A 19,793-nucleotide genomic window follows, 5' to 3' on the forward strand; every position below is an offset into this window, starting at 1 on the left:
CGCCGAACAAAAAAACGCCCACCGCATGGGTGGGCGTTTCCCTAATGTTCAAAGACGTTGCTTACATCTTCGCCTTCTCAGATTTCAGCGCAAGCCACAGGCAGTAGCACATGATCAGCACAACCAGCGTGAATGGGATGCCGGTTGACACCGCCGCGCCCTGCAAAGCCGACAGGCCTCCGCCCAGCAGCAGGGCGATGGCCACCAGACCTTCCAGCGTGCACCAGAACACCCGCTGGATCACCGGCGCGTCCATCTTGCCGCCTGCGGTGATCGTGTCGATCACCAGCGAACCGGAATCCGACGAGGTGACAAAGAACACCACGATCAGGACCAGCGCGATGGGGGCCACGATGCTGTAAAGCGGCAGCTCTTTCAGGAAGCCGAACAGCGCGCCTTCAGGGGCGTAGCTGTCGATCACCGTGGCGCGAACACCCTCGGCTCCGCCTGCGTTCAGCATGTCGATGGCGGCACCGCCAAAGGTCGACATCCACAGCGCGCAGACAGCGGTCGGGGCCAGCAGCGCGCAGAGGATAAACTCACGCACCGTACGACCTTTGGAGATGCGGGCGATGAACATGCCCACAAAGGGCGACCACGCGATCCACCAGGCCCAGTAGAAGGTCGTCCAGCCGTGGAAGTAACTGGTATCCTCGCGCCCGAACGGGTTAGACAAGGCCGGTAAGTGCGTCACGTAATCCACCATGACGTTGAAATACCGCGCAATGGCCGTGCCAACGCCGGTGACGACGATCACGAAGATGAACAGGCCCACGGCCATGATCATGTTGATCTCGCTCAGCCGTTTGACGCCCGCATCCATGCCCATCAGGACCGAGCCCAACGCGATCAGCGTGATGCCGATGATCAGCAGGACGGTGACTGTGGGGCTGGGTTCGATGCCAAACACCTCATTCAGACCAGCCGCAACCTGCTGCGCGCCCAGACCCAGCGAGGTGGTCAGACCGAACAGTGTGGCAAACACCGCCAGCGTGTCGATGAGGTGGCCCCACCAGCCCCAGACCCGCTCGCCCAGGATCGGGTAGAAAGCCGACCGCAGGGTCAGCGGCAGGTCCAGATTATAAGCGAAGATCGCAAGGCTCAGGCCCACAGCAGCATAAACCGCCCAGCCTTCAAGGCCCCAGTGGTGGATGGTGCCAACGATACCGGCATACTCATTGCCCGGCACCGCAATATCGATACCCAAAGGCACAGCATTTCCGCCTTCAGCAAAGTTGTAATAAACCGGCTCCATCACGCCGAAGAACAGCAGCCCGATGCCGATACCGGCGGCGAACATCATCGCGATCCATCCGGCATAGGAATAATCGGGCTTGGCATCCTTGCCGCCGATCCTGACCTTGCCGACGGGCAAAACGATCAGCACCAGACAGAACAGGGTGATTGCATCGACCGACAGCACCAGGAACCAGTCAAACGTGCTGGTCAGCCAGGGCCGGAGCCATCCGAAGAAGGTCGCCGCAGCCTCCTGATTGGCCAATGCGATCAGGACGAACGCAAAGATCAGGATGCTGGAAATCAGAAAAACCGGGTTGTGAATATCAAGACCGAACGGCCGGACATTGTCCTGCCCCAACTCGTACTCGGTCTCGAAGTCATAGATGCGTGGATCGGGATCCAGCATTTTCTTGGTCTGAGCCATTCGCGCGCCCCTCTGTTCGCCAGGTGCAAACGCCAAGGTATTCGACCGGTCGACGGATATGAGTGTTCTACCGCCTTGGCGCGTTTCCGTCTCTTCGACCGCCGGGTCAGTGGTAACAGCCTACACCGACATCATATTTTCACAAAACGCATTCATTTTCAGATATGTTAGCGCCCAATTTCAGGCAGCAATCCGGGCTCTGCCCAGCACGCTTTACGCCTGCCCGTCCGATCCGTCAAAGCGACCCGACCTCGGGCGTTGAGCCAGTCCACCCCTTGCAAATCGCTCATCCTCAGGTAGTTTTCGGCAAAACAATACAACGCTGCCGCTTTTTTAGGGCTGGCGGACGCCGGGTACTCATTCAATGACAGACAATTCCTTATGTTTCTTATCTTCAATTCATTGATCCTGTCGTTCAGTGTAACGTTGCGGATGGTTGGTCCGGTCATTTTGATCAGCCTCGCCTCGATCATTGTCTGGTTTTTTCTGGGTTTCCTCACGCTTGGCTTCGCAAGCGCTGTGAGCGAGCCGATCACCGCCGCCTTTATCAGCCTGTTCGGTATTCGGGTGGCTTTGGCGCTCAAGGGCGATATGCGCCAGACCGATCTGAAGATTCTGGCCCTGAACGCGACCCTTTACGGCGTGTTCTTTATGGTCGCACTGGGCGGTCTGGCCCTGCTTGCCAATGCCGCCGGTGTTTTGTTTGCGCTTTGGCAACTGGGCCAACCCATATCCCTAAGCGCGCTCACCGAAGCTGCCGAGCCAGTTCTGGTGTCCTTCGCCTTTCTTGCCGTAGGTAGCAAGATGATCGTAGCCTGCGTTCTTCTGGCTGCACTCTACACCGTCATGGCCGTACCCATGGCCAGCGCCGCGCGCGAGGCCGGGTTTGGTGCATCGGGCCGCAGGTTCTTCAACGGGTTCGGGCGCAGCTTCATCCCCTTGTTCTGCGTCTTCTTCGTTTCCATTTTCCTGCAGTTCTTTTTCGGTCTGTTTACCGCCATGTTTGCGATGTTGCCGCTGGTGATGTCCGCGGTTTCCCTTATCCTCACCCAGTCGCTGCCGGATTTCGATTCCGCGTTAATTCTCAGGGGCGTCGCATCGGCAGCGGGTTTGCTGTGGCTCAACTCGTGGATCTGGTCCATATCTGCGCTGGCCCTTTTGAAATTCGACGACAGCGATGTGCAGCCTGCCCTGGCCCCGTCAACCTCTGCGGAACCGGCACCAGACATTCGGGCGTTACGCAAATCCCGCGAGCGGTCGTTCTGATCCCGGCATCCCAGCCATCAAGGCCGATGACCGCCGGGGAAAGCGAGGCCCCTTCCCTTCGCGCGCATTCTCCTGTATGCGCGCGGGTATCTGAGACGTTGTGCCCTGACCTCGGCACTCGAATGGAAGATAAACTGGGGTCGGCGGCAATGGGGCCGCCATGCAAACCGGAGACCCGCAGGGGCGGGAGTGCTCCGTTCTAGGATACGCATATGTTTGATGTAACGAAGAAATCAATGCAGTGGGGCGAAGAGACGCTGACACTGGAAACCGGCAAGGTTGCCCGTCAGGCCGACGGCAGCGTGATTGCCACGCTGGGCGAAACCAGCGTCATGGCAAACGTGACCTTTGCACGGGCGCAAAAACCCGGTCAGGACTTTTTCCCGCTGACCGTGCATTATCAGGAAAAATACTATGCCGCCGGTAAAGTTCCGGGCGGCTTCTTCAAGCGCGAGGCGCGCCCGACCGAGAAAGAGACGCTGACCGCGCGTCTGATCGACCGTCCGATCCGCCCGCTGTTCGTTGACGGATTCAAGAACGAAGTTCTGGTGATGTGCACCGTGCTGAGCCACGATCTGGTCAACGATCCCGACATCGTTGCGATGATCGCGGCCTCGGCTGCGCTGACCATTTCCGGCGCGCCGTTCATGGGCCCGATCGCCGGTGCCCGCGTTGGTTTCGAGGATGGCGAATACGTTCTGAACCCGACCGTCGACGACATGCAGGACCTGCGCCTGAACCCCGAACAGCGTCTGGATCTGGTTGTTGCCGGCACCAAAGACGCCGTGATGATGGTGGAATCGGAAGCCTATGAGCTGTCCGAGGCGGAAATGCTGGGCGCCGTGACCTTTGCGCACGAACAAATCCAGCCGGTCATCGACCTGATCATCTCGCTGGCCGAAGATGCCGCGAAAGAGCCGTTTGACTTCCAGGCGCCCGACTATTCGGACCTGTACGCCGCTGTCAAAGCCGCTGGTGAAGAGCAGATGCGCGCCGCCTTCGCGATCACCGACAAGCAAGAGCGCACCGCCGCTGTTGCCGCTGCGCGTGAAGCGATCAAGGAAGCGCTGACCGAGGAGCAGCTGGAAGACGGCAACCTCGGTTCGGCGATGAAAAAGCTGGAAGCTGGCATTCTGCGTGGTGACGTCGTCAAAGGTGGCAAGCGGATCGACGGTCGCTCGACCACCGATATCCGTTCGATCGTTGCAGAAACCTCGATGCTGCCGCGGACCCATGGTTCGGCCCTGTTCACCCGTGGTGAAACACAGGCGCTGGCCGTGACCACGCTGGGCACCGGTGACGACGAACAGTTCATCGACGCGCTGCATGGCAACTTCAAATCGAACTTCCTGCTGCACTACAACTTCCCCCCCTACTCGGTTGGTGAAGTTGGCCGCGTGGGTGGCCCGGGCCGTCGTGAAATCGGCCACGGCAAGCTGGCATGGCGCGCCCTGCAGGCGGTTCTGCCCGCGGCGACCGACTTCCCCTACACGATCCGCATCGTGTCCGAGATCACCGAATCCAATGGCTCCAGCTCGATGGCGTCGGTCTGCGGCGGCTCGCTGTCGATGATGGATGCGGGCGTTCCGCTGAAAGCACCGGTTGCCGGTGTGGCCATGGGTCTGATCCTGGAAGATGACGGCGAATACGCCATCCTGTCGGACATTCTGGGTGACGAAGATCACCTGGGCGACATGGACTTCAAAGTGGCTGGCACGGAAAACGGCATCACCTCGCTGCAGATGGACATCAAGGTTGCGGGCATCACACCCGAGATCATGGAGAAAGCCCTGGCGCAAGCCAAGGACGGCCGGATGCACATTCTGGGTGAGATGGGCAAAGCCCTGTCCGAGACCAACGAATTCTCGGTCCACGCCCCGCGCATCGAGACCATGAACATCCCCACCGACAAGATCCGCGAAGTGATCGGTTCGGGCGGCAAGGTCATCCGTGAAATCGTCGAGGTTTCGGGTGCCAAGGTCGACATCAACGACGACGGCGTCATCAAGATCGCCTCGCCCGATGGAGAATCGATCAAGAAGGCCTATGAGATGATCCACTCGATCGTTGCTGAGCCGGAAGAGGGTCAGATCTACACCGGTAAAGTGGTCAAGATCGTCGATTTCGGTGCCTTCGTGAACTTCTTTGGCAAGCGCGACGGTCTGGTGCACGTCTCGCAAATCGAAAACCGCCGCCTGAACCATCCGTCGGATGTTCTGAAGGAAGGTCAGGAAGTAAAGGTCAAGCTGCTGGGCTTTGACGACCGCGGCAAGGTCCGCCTGTCGATGAAAGTGGTCGATCAGGAAACCGGCGCAGAGATCGTGCCCGAGAAGAAAGAAAAGAAAGAGGAAAGCGCAGAGTAATCTGCCCTACCCTTACTCAACGCGAAAGACCCCGGTTTTGGCCGGGGTTTTTTTTGTCACAGCATCACGCATTTGTACGGGGCACCTTCGAGCCGACTATAAGTGTCAAGACCATGTTGCCTTAGAACCACTAGCTTTTCCGGGCTCAGATCCCCTTCGACGGTGACAGCAATCTCGAACATGTCCTCAACATAACGAACAATCACTCCGTCTATGAGAATTCTGTAGACCTTGTACTCATCACTTTCCAAAACGCTGTGCGGGATTGGCGGCGAAAACCTTGAAAAGAAGAGGCCCGGATCGACGACATGACCGCGTTGTGCGAACTTGGCGCGATATTTTTCCGCGAATTTGCGCAGGACGGGAATGCGACAAGGTTTTGCTACTTCCTCAATCTCTCTAAGATCATTTGGACTTTCATCCTCACGCATCAGCAACCAGCGTTTGCAGGAAAGAGTGGATATGCTCGTCCAAGATTTTACATCTAAGTCAAACGCCCACGTGGTCAGGTTTTCCACGACACGCCCCGTCGGTTGATGAGCGATCTGGCCTCCGGTGCATATGACTACGGGACGGTCATCCTCCAACCTTGCCTCGTGCTCGAAGAGCCAGCACGGAGCCTGTCCGTGCACGGCAACCGGATGGATCGAGAAATCGGACAGTCGAAGCCGATAGACCGGCGTGTTGGTGGGATTCCGGTATTTGAGAAGGCTCTGTCCGCCAATGATGAAGATGTCATCGCCAAACATAGTAGCCGAGTGAAAATCGAGCGGTGCGAATACATCCACCGGATATCCGTAGATTTCCACCGAGCCATCGGGGCGCACCACCACGACGTCATTATAGATGTAGAAATCAGGATCATAGCTATCCTCATGCTCACCCCCGATATAAATGATGGTTCCATCTGACAGCCGCGTTTCGGACTGGCCAAAGCGACTGAAACACCAGGTAGGTGCCTGTTCTTTTTTGATTCCGACAGCTTCATGCGCCGCATGAGGCCATGCCCGCGATTGCATGAGCCACGACCATACATCGTTGGTCTGATTTTCTGGGTTTGATATACCTCTTCTTGGCGAACACCAGTCAGAGAACTGCGCAGCCACCCCACCGGGTGCTTGAAGTTTCTTTTTCATTGATTTGCCGGCTAACCCGACTTTTGAAAGGAGATGAAACACCTGAATAGTTCACTCTCTGAACTATTCCAACCCATTCAGGGATGGTTTGCTCACAACACAACGTATCGGGCAAGCTCCACACCAACGAAGTAAACCAATTCTTAACACTTATAGGTTGAGTTGACACAAAATTAAGTAAACCGCGTCATTTACGGGGATGCTGTTCGACCGTGGCCTCGATAACCGTCTTTGAAATCAGCGCTGATCCTTTCTCCAACCGCTCCGTTGATGTCCAGAACGGCTATAGCGTCGAGATTACCGACAATGACGCGCTGTTGCAGAAATCCGACGGCGACGGGAGCCAGCAAATTGATCTGAGTGGGCTGCCCAATGCGCAGGGTTCAACCCAGTCGTTCAGCACCTTCGAAAGCTACAGTGGCGAGGTCAACGGTGCGCCGGTCACATTTATTCTGATCCAATTTTCGAACCCGCGCTACATCATCGTTACCTCGGGCGATGTCGCGCTGGGGGATACGATTTCCAACACCGGTTTCGTGGCCTCCAACGCCCCCGAAACGGGGTATAATACGATACCTTCTTTTGTCTGTTTCACCTCGGGGTCGATGATTCTGACGCCGTCGGGGGGGCGCCTGATCGACTCGCTGCGCTCCGGTGATCTTGCCCTCACCGCAGATGGCACCGCCCGCCCTGTGCGCTGGATCGGTCGGCGTCGCCTGTCGGCGCGAGAGTTGCGGCAGCAACCGCATCTGCGCCCTGTGCAAATCCAGGCGGCCTGCCTGGGCGCGAACAGCCCAGACCGTGATCTTCTGATCTCCCCCCAGCACCGGATCGCGGTGTCCTGCCCTCAGATGGAACTGATGTATTCCGAACCCGCGATGCTGGCCCCGGCCAAAGGGTTGATCGACGGGCATTCGGTAGTACAACTGACGCCCGATCAGGGCGTCGAATACATCCACATCCTGTTTGACCGGCACGAGTTGGTGAATGTGAACGGGTGCTGGTCTGAGTCCTTTTACCCCGGCGCATGCACCCTTGACGCCATGGCCCCGGCCACGCAACGCGAACTGTTTGCGCTTTTTCCCGAGTTGGCAGACAGCCCGAAAGGATATGGCCCCACAGCCCTGCCCGTCCTGAAAACACCCGAGGCCCGTCTGCTGCGCCAGCATCTGATTACCGAGCCGGGTCGCACCTACCCACACCCGGAAAGAGCCCGCGCCGCGTGACGCCCGAACGGCATAAACCTTGGTCCAATTCCCCTGTTTTCAACCGAAATCCAATCGCAACGGCGGGGCGGCCTCACCAGTTCGATCGTATCGAACCGCACAAAACAGGAGATGCGATATGGAAAACCTCAAACTGCTGACACTCGCTGGTCTGATTGCAACCGCACCCGTTCTGGCGTTGGCCAATGTCGGTATCGGCGAAACGCTAGGCACGACCGAAGCTGAAATCCGATCCGTGCTGGAAGCGCAGGGATACACCGTCGAAGAGATCGAGTTCGAAGACGGCGAGATCGAGGTTGAATTCACCAAGGATGGCGTGGAAACTGAACTGGTTCTGAACGATGAAAGCGGCGTGGTGACGGCCATCGAAATCGAGCAGGACGACGACTGATCCCGCGACCCTGAAGGAGCCTCATGAAGATATCTCAGACGTCTTTGCTGTGGCTCCTGCTGGTGGTGCAGGCCCTCTGCGCCGCCTTTTTCCTGACCGACGCGCTGATGGACTGGACCGGAGGCGACGGCGGCGGGTTCCGGCATCTGCATCAGTTTGAACTGGTCCTCGCGCTGGCCTTGATGGCCGGGCTGGGAACGACGATTGCGCTGATCCGGGCGCAGGCCCGGCGGGTGGGCGACCTGCAGCGCCAGCTTGGCGTGGCCCGTGGTGCGATGGCGCAATTCATAGAGCATCAGTTTGACGAATGGCGGCTCAGCGCTGCCGAACGCGATGTCGCCCTGCTGGCCATCAAGGGCCTGTCCATCGCCGAAATCGCCCGGCTGCGGCAGACCAAAGAGGGCACGATCAAGGCCCAAAGCGCCGCCGTCTACCGCAAAGCCGGGGTAACGGGCCGCCTGCAGCTTCTCAGCTTTTTCGTGGAGGAACTGCTGTCCGACCCCTTGCTGGAACCGTCTGCCATATCCGAACGCTGACCGGCATTTTCAATCGCGAAATCGTGCTCTCACACAGGTCCAAAAACCTGTGACCCGACGTGATGGCCGCGCCCCTTTCCTTTGTTCCGGATCTCCCCAAGTCTCAATTAGGAACCTCACGGATCGAAGGACAAAATCATGGTTAACCGTCTCACTCTGGTCGCCGCAGCCCTGACCCTGGCAGCTTCGGCCGCAAGTGCCCAAAGCCTGACCGATGGGGCTTATGTGCAGGGATTCATCGGCTACAGCCAGCTTCAGGACAGCGATTTTTCCGGCTCCATCGGAGGTGCGAACCAGACCGTCGATACCGATTTCGACTCGGGCTTCGGCCTCGGCGTGGCGATCGGCCGGGAAATCCCGCAATGGTCGACCGAAAACATCGGCACCCGGATCGAACTGGAACTGTCCTACCGCGACAATGACGTGGATGGCGTCAGCTTTTCCGGCAACGGCCCGGCCCCCGAAAACAATGTATCGGGCGACGTGACGCAAACGTCCCTGTTTGCCAATATTCTGTTTGATTTCAAGCGCGATGGCCCGCTGACCCCCTATGCCGGGTTTGGGCTGGGGGTGACCTATTCGGATTTCGACATTTCCTACGGGCCCGGTGTGCGGCTGGATGACAGCGACACCAATTTCGCAGCTCAGGCCATCGCCGGTGTTGCCTATGACATAAGCGCCAACACGGCGTTCACCGTCGACGCCCGCTATGCCCGCGCCTTTGACGTCTCAACCGACCGGCTGGCCCCCAACGGCGCGTCCACCGGATCAGTCGAGGATGATCTGGACACGTTCAGCCTGAATTTCGGACTGCGCTATAACTTCTGATGCCACAGGGCGAAGTGTTTCTCTCCGGTTTCGCTTCCCCCGCATGCCCCCGTGTTCTATGCACGGGGGCATGCGATCTTTCATCATCCATATGTCCTCCAGTACGGCCCGGCGTCCCAATGCCGAACAACTGTGCCAAGACCTGCCAAATGCCGAACTGTTCGAGGCCGTGAACGGGCGTGACCCGGACCAGATCGCCGATACCCGCGTTCATCTGGGAACATTGCACCGCCCCCAATACCCGTTTGCGCTGCGGCCTGCGGAAATAGGCGTGTTCGAAAGCCACCGCCGCATCTGGCGCAAAATGGTGGACGAAGATATCGACCTCGCGATCATCACCGAGGACGACCTGCGCATTGATCCCACCCGAATGGAACGGGTGCTGACCATGCTGCAGCCCATCGCCACCCCGGATCACTATATCCGCATTCCGGTCAAACAGCGCGAAATCGCATCCAAAACCATTGCCGAACAAAACGGGCTGCGCCTGATCCTGCCGATGGTCATCGGCCTGCAATGCGTCTGCCAAATGGTCGGACGCCGCGCCGCCGAACGCCTGCTGAAAGCCACGGATGAGATCGACCGCCCCGTGGACACCTTTCTGCAAATGCACTGGCTGACAGGCCAACCGATCCACGCCCTGCTGGGCAGCGGCAATCGGGAAGTGGCCGGAGAAATCGGCGGCTCAACCATTCAGACGCGCCCGCCTCTCAGCGACAAGCTCACGCGCGAATTCAAACGCGCCGCATATCGAAGCAAGCTGTACCTCTACCCACAGCGCCCGCCTGCTTCATCTGTCTGAAAATATCCTCGGGGGGAATCGCGCCCCCAGGGCGCGATGGGGGGCAGACAGCCCCCCTGACCCGGTCCGCCTTAAGACGGAGCCTTGGTCTTGCGCAGATAGGGGAATATCGTCTCGAACTCACCGAACTTCTCTTTAGCGTCTTCATTCGACACCGCAGGCGGAATGATCACATCCTCGCCCGGCACCCAGTTCGCAGGCGTTGCAACACCCTTGGACGACATCTGCAGCCCGTCCAGCGCGCGCAGGATCTCGGCAAAGTTGCGGCCCACGGTCATCGGGTAGGTCATCGACAGCTTCAGCTGCTTGTCCGGCCCGATGATGAACACCGACCGAACCGTGGCGCTGTCGGCGGGGGTGCGGCCGTCGGGCAGGTAGGCCTCGGCGGGCAGCATGTCGAAGGCCTTCGACACGGCCAGACCGTCATCGGCGATGATCGGGAAGCCGGGGTTGGCGTTGCCGTAAGCCTCGATGTCTTTCTTCCACTTCTTGTGATCCTCAACACCGTCAACCGAGACGCCGATCACCTTGGTGCCGCGCGCCGCCCATTCGTCGTTCAGCTGCGCAACAGCGGAAAACTCGGTGGTACAGACAGGGGTGAAATCCTTGGGATGCGAGAACAGAATGGCCCAGTTGTCCCCAATCCAGTCATGAAACTGAATGGTACCATGATCCGTTTCTGCTGTGAAATCTGGGACCGTGTCATTGATGCGCAAACCCATAGGGCATCTCCTCTCCTGATGAAAAACCGAGTCGGTTGCCGACAAGGTAAACACTTTGCGCCATTGTTAAAGCACCCGGGTGCGAAAAGGGCAGCCGATCATTATCACATTTCCGCCTCTTGCCTGGCCGATGGCCCGGTGACACATTGGCGCAAATTCCGGTTGGAGCCCTATTGGCGGGAGGAAACACCATGATCGACAAGCGCAATTTCTACATCAACGGCCAATGGGTCGCCCCTGCGGCGGCCCATGATTTTGACGTCATCAACCCCTCGACCGAGGAGCCCTGCGCGGTCATTTCCCTCGGGACCGAGCCCGACACCAACGCCGCCGTCGCCGCCGCCAAAGCCGCCCTGCCCGGCTGGATGGCGACGCCTGTGGCCGATCGCATCGCGCTGGTCGAAAAGCTGGTCGAGGTCTACAGCACCCGCACCGAAGATCTGGCGCAGGCCATGTCGCATGAGATGGGCGCGCCGATCGATATGTCGCGCACTCAGCAAGTCGGCGCAGGCATCTGGCACCTGAAAAACTTCATCCGCGCCGCCAAGGCGTTTGAATTCGAGCGCCCCTTGGGCGATCACGCCCCGAATGACCGGATCATCTATGAGGCCGTGGGTGTGGCCGCCCTGATCACGCCATGGAACTGGCCGATGAACCAGATCACGCTCAAGGTCGGTGCGGCGGCGATTGCGGGCTGCACGATGGTGCTGAAACCGTCGGAACAAAGCCCGCTGAACGCGATGATCTTTGCCGAGATGATGGATGAGGCGGGTTTCCCTGCGGGCGTGTTCAATCTGGTGAACGGCGATGGCGCGAGTGTCGGTTCGCAACTGTCCGGTCACAAGGATGTGGATATGGTCAGCTTCACCGGCTCGACCCGCGCGGGCACGGCGATTTCCAAGAATGCCGCCGAGACACTGAAGAAAGTGCATCTGGAGCTGGGCGGCAAGGGCGCGAATGTGGTCTTTGCCGATGCGGATGAAAAGGCGGTCAAGCGCGGTGTGCTGCACATGATGAACAACACCGGCCAAAGCTGTAACGCGCCCAGCCGGATGCTGGTGCAGCGCCCGATCTATGATCAGGCGGTGGAAACGGCGGCTGAGGTGGCGAACAAGGTCTCGGTCGGGCCCGCCATGGACGAAGGCCGCCATATCGGCCCGGTGGTGAACGAGGTCCAGTGGACCAAGATTCAGGACCTGATCCAGAAGGGTATCGACGAGGGCGCGCGTCTGGTCGCCGGCGGCACCGGGCGGCCCGAGGGTCTGAACAAGGGGTATTATGTCCGCCCCACGGTCTTTGCCGATGCCAACAACCAGATGACCATCGCGCGCGAGGAGATCTTTGGCCCGGTTCTGACCATGATCCCATTCGATACCGAGGACGAGGCCATCGAGATCGCCAATGACACGCCTTACGGGCTGACCAATTATGTACAGACACAGGACGGCGACCGCGCAAATCGGATGGCGCGGGCGTTGCGGTCCGGCATGGTCGAGATGAATGGCAAATCGCGCAGCGCGGGCTCTCCGTTCGGGGGGATGAAGCAATCCGGCAACGGGCGCGAGGGCGGTGTTTTCGGGCTGGAAGATTTCCTTGAGGTCAAGGCCGTCGGCGGCTGGGCTGCGGAATAGCCGCGTTCTGACGTGATCCAGTTGTGAGGCACCCTGTCGGGTGCCTCGCTTTATTCATTTCAGGCGGGGCGGACCACCAGCTGCGGCTCGCCATCCGAGGTGCGCCGGGTCGAGCGGCCATCCCAGCCGATCTCTCCGGTCACGCGCTGGCGCAGCGATGAGAAACTGTCGAACCGCACCACATCCACGGGCGTGTCGAACTGCAAAGTCACCCGGCGCTGTTCTCCGTCACCCAGCTTGGTCATTCCGCGCACTTCTGCCGTAAAGGGCTGACCCAGATAGCAGCCCGAAACCCGGTCGCCAACGCGCAGGTGCATCCGGTTTTCCGCCATCGCGTGCAGGGTATTCCAGTCGCGGACCCCGTTCTGGTGGGCCAGCAGTTCAAGCGCCTCGCTGTGCGACAGGGGAACGCCTTGGGCCTGCAATCGCGCGCGCAGCCGTTTCGCCTGCGTTTTCAGCTCCGTTACCGGAGCGATATCGTATGATTTGGTCATATTATGCCTCGTTTCCTTGAACGGGCGCGACATCAGGACGGGGTTCGCATTGCCATCCGCGCGCCTGGAAAGGGCAACAGATGTGGTGTCATCGGGTTTCACCAAAGCCAAAGGGCCGCGAACGGCAGGAGACCCGAACCTGTCGCGGCTTCTGCCACCAAGGGCCATCATTGTCAATCAGGCATCGGCCTGTGCCGCCTCATAGGCCAGCATCGCGCGCTTCACTGGCAAGCCCCAGTGGTAGCCGCCTAAACCACCGGATTTGCGAAGTGCGCGGTGGCACGGGATCAGCCAGCTGACCGGATTGCGGCCCACCGCCGTTCCAACGGCGCGCACGGCCTGCGGCGAGCCCACCCGCTGGGCAATCTCGGAATAGGTCGTGACCTGACCCGAGGGGATATGCATCAGCGCCTCCCACACTTTGATCTGCAGGGGCGAGCCGATCAGGTGCAGGGGGGTTTCGGACCGGTCGGTGCCAAACGCGCCTTGCACCCAAGGGTGCAGGCGCGCGGAATTTTCCAAAAATTCCGCTTTCGGCCAGCGTGAAACCATATCCTCCATCGCGGCCTCTTCGCCGGTTTCCGAGGTGAAGGCGATGCCGCAGATGCCTTTGTCGGTGCCCATGACCAACGCAGGGCCGAAGGGGCAATCGAACCAGCCCCAGTAGATCACCAGCCCTTCACCCTTGCGGGCGTATTCGCCGGGGCTCATGGATTCCCATTTCAGGAACAGATCATGCAGGCGACCACTGCCCGACAGACCCACGTTATGCGCGGTCTCCAGCGTCGTGAACCGCTCGCGCAGCAACGCCTTGGCGTGGCCCAGCGTCAGGTATTGCTGATACCGCTTCGGCGACACGCCGGTCCAGCGCGAGAACAGGCGTTGGAAATGGGCGGGGCTCATGTCCATCTGACAGGCCAGTTCCTCGAGGCTCAACCCCTCGCCCCCTTGATCGATCAGGTCGATAGCGCGGCGCATGACGTTATAGTGATATCCGCTTTCGGGTGTCTGGACATTCATGGCGTTCACCTCGGTTCGTTTTCAAAACCATAGCGCGCGCACCGGCCCCCTGCGACCCGGAACTTGCGCATTGGCTTTGGGCTTGTGTCACGGCCCCTTGGTCGGCATTAAGGCGCGGATGGCAAAGCAACTCGACTATCACACGATCCGCGAGATCTTTACGCGTTTCCACGACGCCGACCCCGAACCCAAGGGCGAGTTGGAGCATGTGAACGTCTATACTCTGGTCGTCGCCGTGGCGCTGTCGGCGCAGGCCACCGATGCGGGCGTCAACAAGGCCACGCGCGCGTTGTTCAAGATCGCCGACACCCCGCAAAAGATGCTGGATCTGGGCGAAGAAGGCCTGATCGAACATATCAAAACCATCGGCCTGTTCCGCCAGAAGGCGAAGAACGTCATCAAACTCAGCCGCATTCTGGTCGAGGACTACGGTGGCGAGGTGCCCAATTCCCGCGCAGCACTACAATCGCTGCCGGGTGTGGGGCGCAAGACGGCCAATGTGGTGCTGAATATGTGGTGGCGGCAGCCGGCGCAGGCGGTCGACACCCATATCTTTCGCGTCGGCAACCGCACCGGCATCTGCCCGGGCAAGGATGTGGACGCGGTGGAACGCGCCATCGAGGATAATATTCCAGCCGATTTTCAACTCCATGCGCATCACTGGCTGATTCTGCATGGCCGGTACCATTGCAAGGCGCGCAAGCCGCAATGCCCGACCTGCATCATCCGTGATCTCTGTCAATTCGAGGACAAGACCCAATGAAGACCTATCAACTCACCGGTATCGGAAACGCCGTTGTGGACGTGATTTCGCAGGCCGATGACAGTTTTCTGGAACTGATGGGCATCGAGAAGGGCATCATGCAGTTGATCGAGCAGGAGCGCGGCGAGCTGCTGTATGCCTCGATGGAAGGTCGGGTGCAGACGCCCGGCGGCTCGGTCGCCAATACGATTGCCGGGGCCGGTGCGCTGGGGCTTGAGGCCGCGTTCATCGGGCGGGTGCATGATGATGCTCTGGGCCGGTTCTATGCCGAGGCGATGAACGAGGATGGGGTCGATTTCGTGAACCCGCCGGTGCCGGGGGGCGAGCTGCCGACGTCGCGGTCGATGATCTTCGTCTCGCCCGATGGCGAGCGCTCGATGAACACCTATCTGGGGATTTCGTCCGAGCTGTCATCGCAGGACGTGTCTGCGGATGTGGCGGGCAACAGTCAGATCATGTTCCTTGAGGGCTATCTGTTCGACAAGGAAAAGGGCAAGGCCGCGTTTCTTGAGGCGGCGCGGAACTGTCACGCAGGCGGCGGCAAGGCGGGGATCGCGATTTCCGATCCGTTCTGTGTGGAACGTCACCGGGTCGATTTCCTGCTGCTGATCGAGAATGAGCTGGATTTCGTGATCGGCAACGAGGCCGAGATCAAATCGCTGTTCGAGACCGACGATCTGGAAGAGGCGCTGGCGAAAACCGCCGCGATCTGTCCGCTGATCGTGTGCACGCGGTCGGGCGACGGCGTGACCGTGTTGTCGGACGGGCAGCGTTTTGACGTGGCCGTCGAAAAGGTGGTGCCGGTGGATGCCACCGGCGCGGGCGATCAGTTCGCCGCCGGGTTCCTGTTCGGCATGGCCACGGGGCGCGATTACGAGACCTGCGCGAAGATCGGCAATGTCTGCGCCCGCGAGGTGATCAGCCATATCGGCCCACGCCCCGAGGCGAATATGCAAGAGTTGCTGCGCGCCGAAGGGCAGCTGTAAGCGCTGAGCCGCGTCAGCGCCGATCCGCGGGGTGGCGCATCCGAGGTTTGCGCGGGGCACTTTATGGTGCCACATACTGATACGCTGGTCCTGCGAGAGACGTTGAAAAAGCGCCGCCCCATGGGGGCGGCATCGTCCATTGGGCTTGAACCAATGGCGCTCAATGAACGACCGCTGGCGCGGCGGCCTGACGGCCTTGATTCCGCGCCGTTAGGAACCCGCTGCCGCGTCGTTTAGGGCCCAGTCGTATTCATAAGCACTCACGCGGGCTGTGTTCTGTAGGTGGGCGCGCAACTCCGGCTCGGCCGCCGTTTCCAGATAGGCAAGCACCGCCTTCTCATTCACCCCGAAATCCTCGCGGAACCAGATGTAGATTTTCGACAGGATCAGCCTGCCCCGCTCATCGAACCGCACGCCGCGCGGGTCGTTGACATAGGCGTGCTCGGCTGCGGCAAGGTCGCGTTCCAGCGTCTGCGCCTGCCATGCGCGGTCCATCAGGTTGGGGCAGCCCACGGCGGCGCAATTCAGTGCATAGTGGATGCGCGGTTCGTCAAAAGTGGGGCGGATGATGCGGTGTTCGATGTCGTTCAGGGTCAACGTTTGACCGGCTACCGTCGCCAGGGGCCGGCCCCACGGCCCGATTGACAGCGGCCCGTCCTTGATGTCGCGGATCGAGGCGACGGGATAATTCTCGAGCACCACATCCACGGTCAGCGCGTTATAGAGGTTGATCCAATAGGCCAGTTGCTGATCGCGGGTCAGCCCCGCGGGATCAACCGATTGCAGCTGCGTCAGATACCCGTCCAGCCGTGCGCGGTCGGCCTGCGAGACCTGCCCATAGGCCACCCGGTTCACCCCCTGCGCATCCGGCGCGACATAGCGGTTCAGGAACGTGGTCCAGTCGCGGTGATCCACCCGGTCGCCGGGGGGTGGCGCGGTGCGGGTCAGGGCCGTGTTCTCCAGCGGCGCGGCGGCGGGCAGGGCCAGACGTTCGACACTGGCGCAGGCGGCCAGAAGTGGCAGCAAGAGCAGGATCAGCACATATCTCATGACGCATCCTTTCGGGCTTTGCGCACCGCCCGCATCTGACCCTTGAGCCGCTTCAACGGCGCAAGCGCGGGGTCCGGTAACGCGGGCAGATCGGCGCTGGCGGACAGATCAGGAACTACCGCATTCCACCATTGCGGGCCCGAAGGCCCCTCGATCCGATCCGGGCGCGCCAGATGCTGATCGCGTTCGGCATTATGCGCGCACATCGACAGCGGGCCGTCAGCAGTGGCCACCATGAACACGCAAGACGCACAACGGTCTTCCTCCAAAGCGTCGGCAGCCATGAAGTTATGGATGAACACCGCCTGACGCCGCACAGGGCCACGCAGCAGCCCGGCACCCAGCCGCAACACGCAGCCTGCCAGATGCAGACCCGCGCGCAGTGCCAACAAAGGGTTTCTAAACACCAACCGCCCAACGGCATCGCCAATATCAAGATGCCCGCCCGTCGAGCGGTCAGAGCGCTGCAACGCGTCGATGACCGCATGCACCAGCCGGGGTTTCGACAGAACCGGCACGGCGCGCCCGCCCGCTGCGAACACGCTGGCATAGCGATTGCATTTCGAATGACCAACCGAGGCGGTGTCGAAATGCAGTGGCGTCTCATAGCCCTGTTCCACGGCGCGGATCACACTGTCCTGCGTGATCGCCTTGGGCCGTTCGCGTAACACCCCGCGCCCGGTATCAGCCTGCATCTGGAACGAGACAAACGCCACCTCAGGCCGGTCCCGGAAGAACCGCGCCAATGCGGGCAGTTCATCGAAATTACCCTCGAACACCGTTGTGTTGAACAGAATGCGCAACCCCAGCCCTCGTGCCCGGCGGATATAGGCACAGCGCACAGTGTTCAGCTCAGCCTCGGATGTGAAATCCGGCCGCTCCTGCGTCAGATCAATATGAAAGGCCACGTCGTCCAGCCCCGCCGCCGCAAGACGCGCCAGAGCCGCCCGGCTGGCGCGGATCCCGTTGGTCATCAGGCAGGAGCGCATCCCCAGACGGCGGATCTCGCGACACAGCGCCTCAAGGTCTGTGACCTTGCGCAGGGTGGGATCGCCGCCGGTCAGTTGCACTGAAACCCCCGTCCCGTAGTGGCTGTGGATCGTCGCCAACCGCGCGAACAGGACCGAGAGCGGGGGATCATAGGTCATCTCGGCCCGGTCCGAGAGATAACACAGCGTACAATCCAGATTGCAGCGCTGCGTCACCTCAAGCGCGACGCAGGCGATGGGATAGAACCGGCCCGCGGTTTGGCCGGGACCGTATTCCCCACACGCCTGCAGACCCTGCCGCAACGGCGCGCGGCGATCAGAGCCATGAAACCGACGACCGGCGGGGGCGCATCGCGGGTTGGTCGAGATTTGGGGGTCAACGGTGTCCTTCATGCCTCCGAGGCTAACCACGCCAAAAGCCCCGCGCCACGCCCCCTCACGGCGATTTGTCGCCAGGTGATTGTTCAGCAGACCCTGTTGCCTTTCTGTGCGCGCCCTGCACTCTGCAGGCAAAGTCAAAAAGTGAGACATACGGATGCAATGGCTGCTTCAGGAATTTGAGGACACCCAAAAACTCGCCGATGCGCTGGATCGGCTGGACATCCCATATTCGTGGCACAAAGTCGTGCCGTTTGTCGGAGACTTGACCCCCGAACCAGATATTGCAGACGGGAATTCCGTGGTTCTGTTCGGATCCTATACTCTTTGGCGGTTTGCAGCGTCTCGGGGCCTGAAGCCTGGAGTATTCAAGCTGCGGCCTTACGTGCACGAGCAAGCATGGCACCCGCATTTGTTAAATGGCGCGGGTTCGGTGTTCCTCACGCTGCGCGACATCCCTAACACGCTGTCCGATGACGGGCAGTTGTGGTTCTTTCGCCCTGTGGATGACAGCAAAGAAATCGCAGGAGCCGTCAAATCTGCTGACGAAATCATCGCAATTGCGCAAACCGTGCTTGCGTTGAATGAAGACGAGATACCAAATGGGTCGCTACGCCATGACATGCAACTGATGCTGAGCCGACCAGCCCGTATCCTCACAGAATGGCGGCTATGGGTGGTCGATGGGAAGGTGGTCACACATTCCCAGTATAAAGAGGGTACGCGCGTCGTGTACCGACATGAGATCGACGCCGACGCCTTGGCTTTTGCGCAACGGATGGTGGACCTCAATCCGGGTTACGCGCAGGCTTATGTCATCGACATCTGCCGCACGGGTGATGGGCTGAGAATGCTTGAGACAAACTGCATCAACGCAGCCGGGTTTTATGCGGCAGACCTGAAGCGGTTGGTTACGGCCATCGAAGCCTTGGGCGAGTAGCCTTCAGCCCAAGTGTTGCGCAAACACCGCCACCACCTGCGCATACACCTCGCGCTTAAACGGCACGATTTCTTCGACCAGTTGCGCGGGCTCCTGCCACTTCCAGCGGGTAAATTCGGGGTGATCGGTTTCGATATTGATGTGATCGTCACGGCCCGTGAAGCGCAGCAGGAACCATTTCTGTTCCTGCCCGCGATAGCGGCCTTTCCAGATTTTCGGCACGATGTCGTGGGGCAGGTCATAGGGCAGCCAGCCGGGGGTCTCGGCGATGATCTCGACCAGATCGGGGGTGATGCCGGTCTCTTCCCACAGCTCGCGCAGGGCGGCATCGCGGGGGTCTTCTCCCTTGTCCACGCCGCCCTGGGGCATCTGCCATGCGTCACGGGGGCCGTCGTTGCGCAGGCCCGTGAATATCCGGCCTTCGGCATTCATCAGCATCAGCCCGACGCAGGGGCGATAGGGCAGTTGGGCAATGTCTTCGGGGGTCATGCGCGGCCTCTTGGGTTGTTCGGGCCCTCTGTATCAAGCGCCATCCGGGGGGCAAAGGGGGTGACGTTAGGTTTCGCGTGACAAAGGTAACGCGCACGTCAATCTAAGCGCCGAAACAGG

19 protein-coding genes are annotated in these 19,793 nt (G+C 60.2%); 11 read left to right on the top strand and 8 right to left on the bottom strand.

Going from position 1 to position 19,793, the window contains the following annotated elements; genetic code table 11:
* Positions 1-61 precede the first annotated feature (61 nt).
* Positions 62-1,663: a BCCT family transporter gene (locus ACR0JN_RS08995; protein WP_480815701.1), complete on the bottom strand. Its 1,602-nt coding sequence runs from the start codon at positions 1,661-1,663 to the stop codon at positions 62-64.
* Positions 1,664-2,044: 381 nt separating this feature from the next.
* Between ACR0JN_RS08995 and ACR0JN_RS09000 the strand changes: the two genes are divergently transcribed.
* Both ACR0JN_RS09000 and pnp read left to right on the top strand, forming a co-directional pair.
* Positions 2,045-2,929 carry a hypothetical protein gene (locus tag ACR0JN_RS09000; protein ID WP_480885227.1) on the top strand — a complete coding sequence of 295 codons (885 nt, stop codon included), beginning with the start codon at positions 2,045-2,047 and terminating at the stop codon, positions 2,927-2,929.
* A gap of 212 nt (positions 2,930-3,141) precedes the next feature.
* Positions 3,142-5,292: a polyribonucleotide nucleotidyltransferase gene (gene pnp / locus ACR0JN_RS09005; protein ID WP_480885228.1), complete on the top strand. Its 2,151-nt coding sequence runs from the start codon at positions 3,142-3,144 to the stop codon at positions 5,290-5,292.
* A gap of 56 nt (positions 5,293-5,348) precedes the next feature.
* Here pnp and ACR0JN_RS09010 read toward each other — a convergent pair whose 3' ends face one another.
* Entirely contained in the window at positions 5,349-6,428 is a 1,080-nt protein-coding gene (locus tag ACR0JN_RS09010) for a hypothetical protein (RefSeq protein ID WP_480885229.1), read from the bottom strand.
* 212 nt (positions 6,429-6,640) lie between these two features.
* Here ACR0JN_RS09010 and ACR0JN_RS09015 point away from each other — a divergent pair, with 212 nt between their 5' ends.
* From ACR0JN_RS09015 to ACR0JN_RS09035, 5 genes are all read left to right on the top strand, one after another.
* Positions 6,641-7,654 carry a Hint domain-containing protein gene (locus ACR0JN_RS09015; RefSeq protein ID WP_480885230.1) on the top strand — a complete coding sequence of 338 codons (1,014 nt, stop codon included), beginning with the start codon at positions 6,641-6,643 and terminating at the stop codon, positions 7,652-7,654.
* A gap of 118 nt (positions 7,655-7,772) precedes the next feature.
* Positions 7,773-8,045 carry a PepSY domain-containing protein gene (locus ACR0JN_RS09020; RefSeq protein WP_480815697.1) on the top strand — a complete coding sequence of 91 codons (273 nt, stop codon included), beginning with the start codon at positions 7,773-7,775 and terminating at the stop codon, positions 8,043-8,045.
* A gap of 23 nt (positions 8,046-8,068) precedes the next feature.
* Entirely contained in the window at positions 8,069-8,581 is a 513-nt protein-coding gene (locus ACR0JN_RS09025; RefSeq protein ID WP_480885231.1) for a helix-turn-helix transcriptional regulator, read from the top strand.
* Between the two features lie 138 nt (positions 8,582-8,719).
* Positions 8,720-9,409 carry an outer membrane protein gene (locus tag ACR0JN_RS09030; protein WP_480885232.1) on the top strand — a complete coding sequence of 230 codons (690 nt, stop codon included), beginning with the start codon at positions 8,720-8,722 and terminating at the stop codon, positions 9,407-9,409.
* Between the two features lie 70 nt (positions 9,410-9,479).
* On the top strand, positions 9,480-10,211 hold the full coding sequence (locus ACR0JN_RS09035) for a glycosyltransferase family 25 protein (protein WP_480885233.1): 732 nt from the start codon (positions 9,480-9,482) through the stop codon (positions 10,209-10,211).
* Positions 10,212-10,282: 71 nt separating this feature from the next.
* Here ACR0JN_RS09035 and ACR0JN_RS09040 read toward each other — a convergent pair whose 3' ends face one another.
* A complete protein-coding gene (locus ACR0JN_RS09040) occupies positions 10,283-10,933 on the bottom strand; it encodes a peroxiredoxin (protein ID WP_480885234.1) in 651 nt (216 codons plus the stop codon).
* Between the two features lie 191 nt (positions 10,934-11,124).
* Here ACR0JN_RS09040 and ACR0JN_RS09045 point away from each other — a divergent pair, with 191 nt between their 5' ends.
* A complete protein-coding gene (locus tag ACR0JN_RS09045) occupies positions 11,125-12,564 on the top strand; it encodes an aldehyde dehydrogenase family protein (RefSeq protein ID WP_480885235.1) in 1,440 nt (479 codons plus the stop codon).
* A gap of 59 nt (positions 12,565-12,623) precedes the next feature.
* Here the strand turns inward: ACR0JN_RS09045 and ACR0JN_RS09050 are convergent, their stop codons facing one another.
* Entirely contained in the window at positions 12,624-13,058 is a 435-nt protein-coding gene (locus ACR0JN_RS09050; protein WP_480885236.1) for a glyoxalase superfamily protein, read from the bottom strand.
* A gap of 177 nt (positions 13,059-13,235) precedes the next feature.
* A complete protein-coding gene (locus ACR0JN_RS09055; protein ID WP_480885237.1) occupies positions 13,236-14,078 on the bottom strand; it encodes a bifunctional helix-turn-helix domain-containing protein/methylated-DNA--[protein]-cysteine S-methyltransferase in 843 nt (280 codons plus the stop codon).
* Positions 14,079-14,196: 118 nt separating this feature from the next.
* Between ACR0JN_RS09055 and nth the strand changes: the two genes are divergently transcribed.
* Both nth and ACR0JN_RS09065 read left to right on the top strand, forming a co-directional pair.
* Positions 14,197-14,841 carry an endonuclease III gene (nth, locus tag ACR0JN_RS09060; protein WP_480815689.1) on the top strand — a complete coding sequence of 215 codons (645 nt, stop codon included), beginning with the start codon at positions 14,197-14,199 and terminating at the stop codon, positions 14,839-14,841.
* On the top strand, positions 14,838-15,827 hold the full coding sequence (locus ACR0JN_RS09065; RefSeq protein ID WP_480885238.1) for an adenosine kinase: 990 nt from the start codon (positions 14,838-14,840) through the stop codon (positions 15,825-15,827). The genes nth and ACR0JN_RS09065 overlap by 4 nt, the downstream gene beginning before the upstream one ends.
* Before the next feature lie 210 nt (positions 15,828-16,037).
* Here ACR0JN_RS09065 and ACR0JN_RS09070 read toward each other — a convergent pair whose 3' ends face one another.
* Positions 16,038-16,877, bottom strand: coding sequence for a DUF547 domain-containing protein (locus tag ACR0JN_RS09070; protein WP_480885239.1), 840 nt, complete (start codon positions 16,875-16,877; stop codon positions 16,038-16,040).
* On the bottom strand, positions 16,874-18,259 hold the full coding sequence (locus ACR0JN_RS09075) for a radical SAM protein (RefSeq protein WP_480885240.1): 1,386 nt from the start codon (positions 18,257-18,259) through the stop codon (positions 16,874-16,876). The genes ACR0JN_RS09070 and ACR0JN_RS09075 overlap by 4 nt, the downstream gene beginning before the upstream one ends.
* A 142-nt stretch (positions 18,260-18,401) precedes the next feature.
* On the opposite strand from ACR0JN_RS09075, the gene ACR0JN_RS09080 reads away from it, so the two are divergent.
* Complete coding sequence (locus tag ACR0JN_RS09080; protein ID WP_480885241.1) at positions 18,402-19,184, top strand: ATP-grasp domain-containing protein; 783 nt, start codon at positions 18,402-18,404, stop codon at positions 19,182-19,184.
* Positions 19,185-19,187: 3 nt separating this feature from the next.
* Here the strand turns inward: ACR0JN_RS09080 and ACR0JN_RS09085 are convergent, their stop codons facing one another.
* Positions 19,188-19,673, bottom strand: coding sequence for an RNA pyrophosphohydrolase (locus ACR0JN_RS09085; protein ID WP_480885242.1), 486 nt, complete (start codon positions 19,671-19,673; stop codon positions 19,188-19,190).
* Between the last annotated feature and the right edge of the window lie 120 nt (positions 19,674-19,793).

The sequence above is a fragment of the Ruegeria sp. G12 genome, assembly GCF_056533565.1.

Excerpts from the sequence above, each read along its gene's own strand:
- ACR0JN_RS08995 (WP_480815701.1), bottom strand. The coding sequence starts at position 1,663 with ATGGCTCAGACCAAGAAAATGCTGGATCCCGATCCACGCATCTATGAC.
- ACR0JN_RS09000 (WP_480885227.1), top strand. The coding sequence starts at position 2,045 with ATGTTTCTTATCTTCAATTCATTGATCCTGTCGTTCAGTGTAACGTTG.
- pnp (WP_480885228.1), top strand. The coding sequence starts at position 3,142 with ATGTTTGATGTAACGAAGAAATCAATGCAGTGGGGCGAAGAGACGCTG.
- ACR0JN_RS09010 (WP_480885229.1), bottom strand. The coding sequence starts at position 6,428 with ATGAAAAAGAAACTTCAAGCACCCGGTGGGGTGGCTGCGCAGTTCTCT.
- ACR0JN_RS09020 (WP_480815697.1), top strand. The coding sequence starts at position 7,773 with ATGGAAAACCTCAAACTGCTGACACTCGCTGGTCTGATTGCAACCGCA.
- ACR0JN_RS09025 (WP_480885231.1), top strand. The coding sequence starts at position 8,069 with ATGAAGATATCTCAGACGTCTTTGCTGTGGCTCCTGCTGGTGGTGCAG.
- ACR0JN_RS09030 (WP_480885232.1), top strand. The coding sequence starts at position 8,720 with ATGGTTAACCGTCTCACTCTGGTCGCCGCAGCCCTGACCCTGGCAGCT.
- ACR0JN_RS09035 (WP_480885233.1), top strand. The coding sequence starts at position 9,480 with ATGCGATCTTTCATCATCCATATGTCCTCCAGTACGGCCCGGCGTCCC.
- ACR0JN_RS09040 (WP_480885234.1), bottom strand. The coding sequence starts at position 10,933 with ATGGGTTTGCGCATCAATGACACGGTCCCAGATTTCACAGCAGAAACG.
- ACR0JN_RS09045 (WP_480885235.1), top strand. The coding sequence starts at position 11,125 with ATGATCGACAAGCGCAATTTCTACATCAACGGCCAATGGGTCGCCCCT.
- ACR0JN_RS09050 (WP_480885236.1), bottom strand. The coding sequence starts at position 13,058 with ATGACCAAATCATACGATATCGCTCCGGTAACGGAGCTGAAAACGCAG.
- ACR0JN_RS09055 (WP_480885237.1), bottom strand. The coding sequence starts at position 14,078 with ATGAATGTCCAGACACCCGAAAGCGGATATCACTATAACGTCATGCGC.
- nth (WP_480815689.1), top strand. The coding sequence starts at position 14,197 with ATGGCAAAGCAACTCGACTATCACACGATCCGCGAGATCTTTACGCGT.
- ACR0JN_RS09065 (WP_480885238.1), top strand. The coding sequence starts at position 14,838 with ATGAAGACCTATCAACTCACCGGTATCGGAAACGCCGTTGTGGACGTG.
- ACR0JN_RS09070 (WP_480885239.1), bottom strand. The coding sequence starts at position 16,877 with ATGAGATATGTGCTGATCCTGCTCTTGCTGCCACTTCTGGCCGCCTGC.
- ACR0JN_RS09075 (WP_480885240.1), bottom strand. The coding sequence starts at position 18,259 with ATGAAGGACACCGTTGACCCCCAAATCTCGACCAACCCGCGATGCGCC.
- ACR0JN_RS09080 (WP_480885241.1), top strand. The coding sequence starts at position 18,402 with ATGCAATGGCTGCTTCAGGAATTTGAGGACACCCAAAAACTCGCCGAT.
- ACR0JN_RS09085 (WP_480885242.1), bottom strand. The coding sequence starts at position 19,673 with ATGACCCCCGAAGACATTGCCCAACTGCCCTATCGCCCCTGCGTCGGG.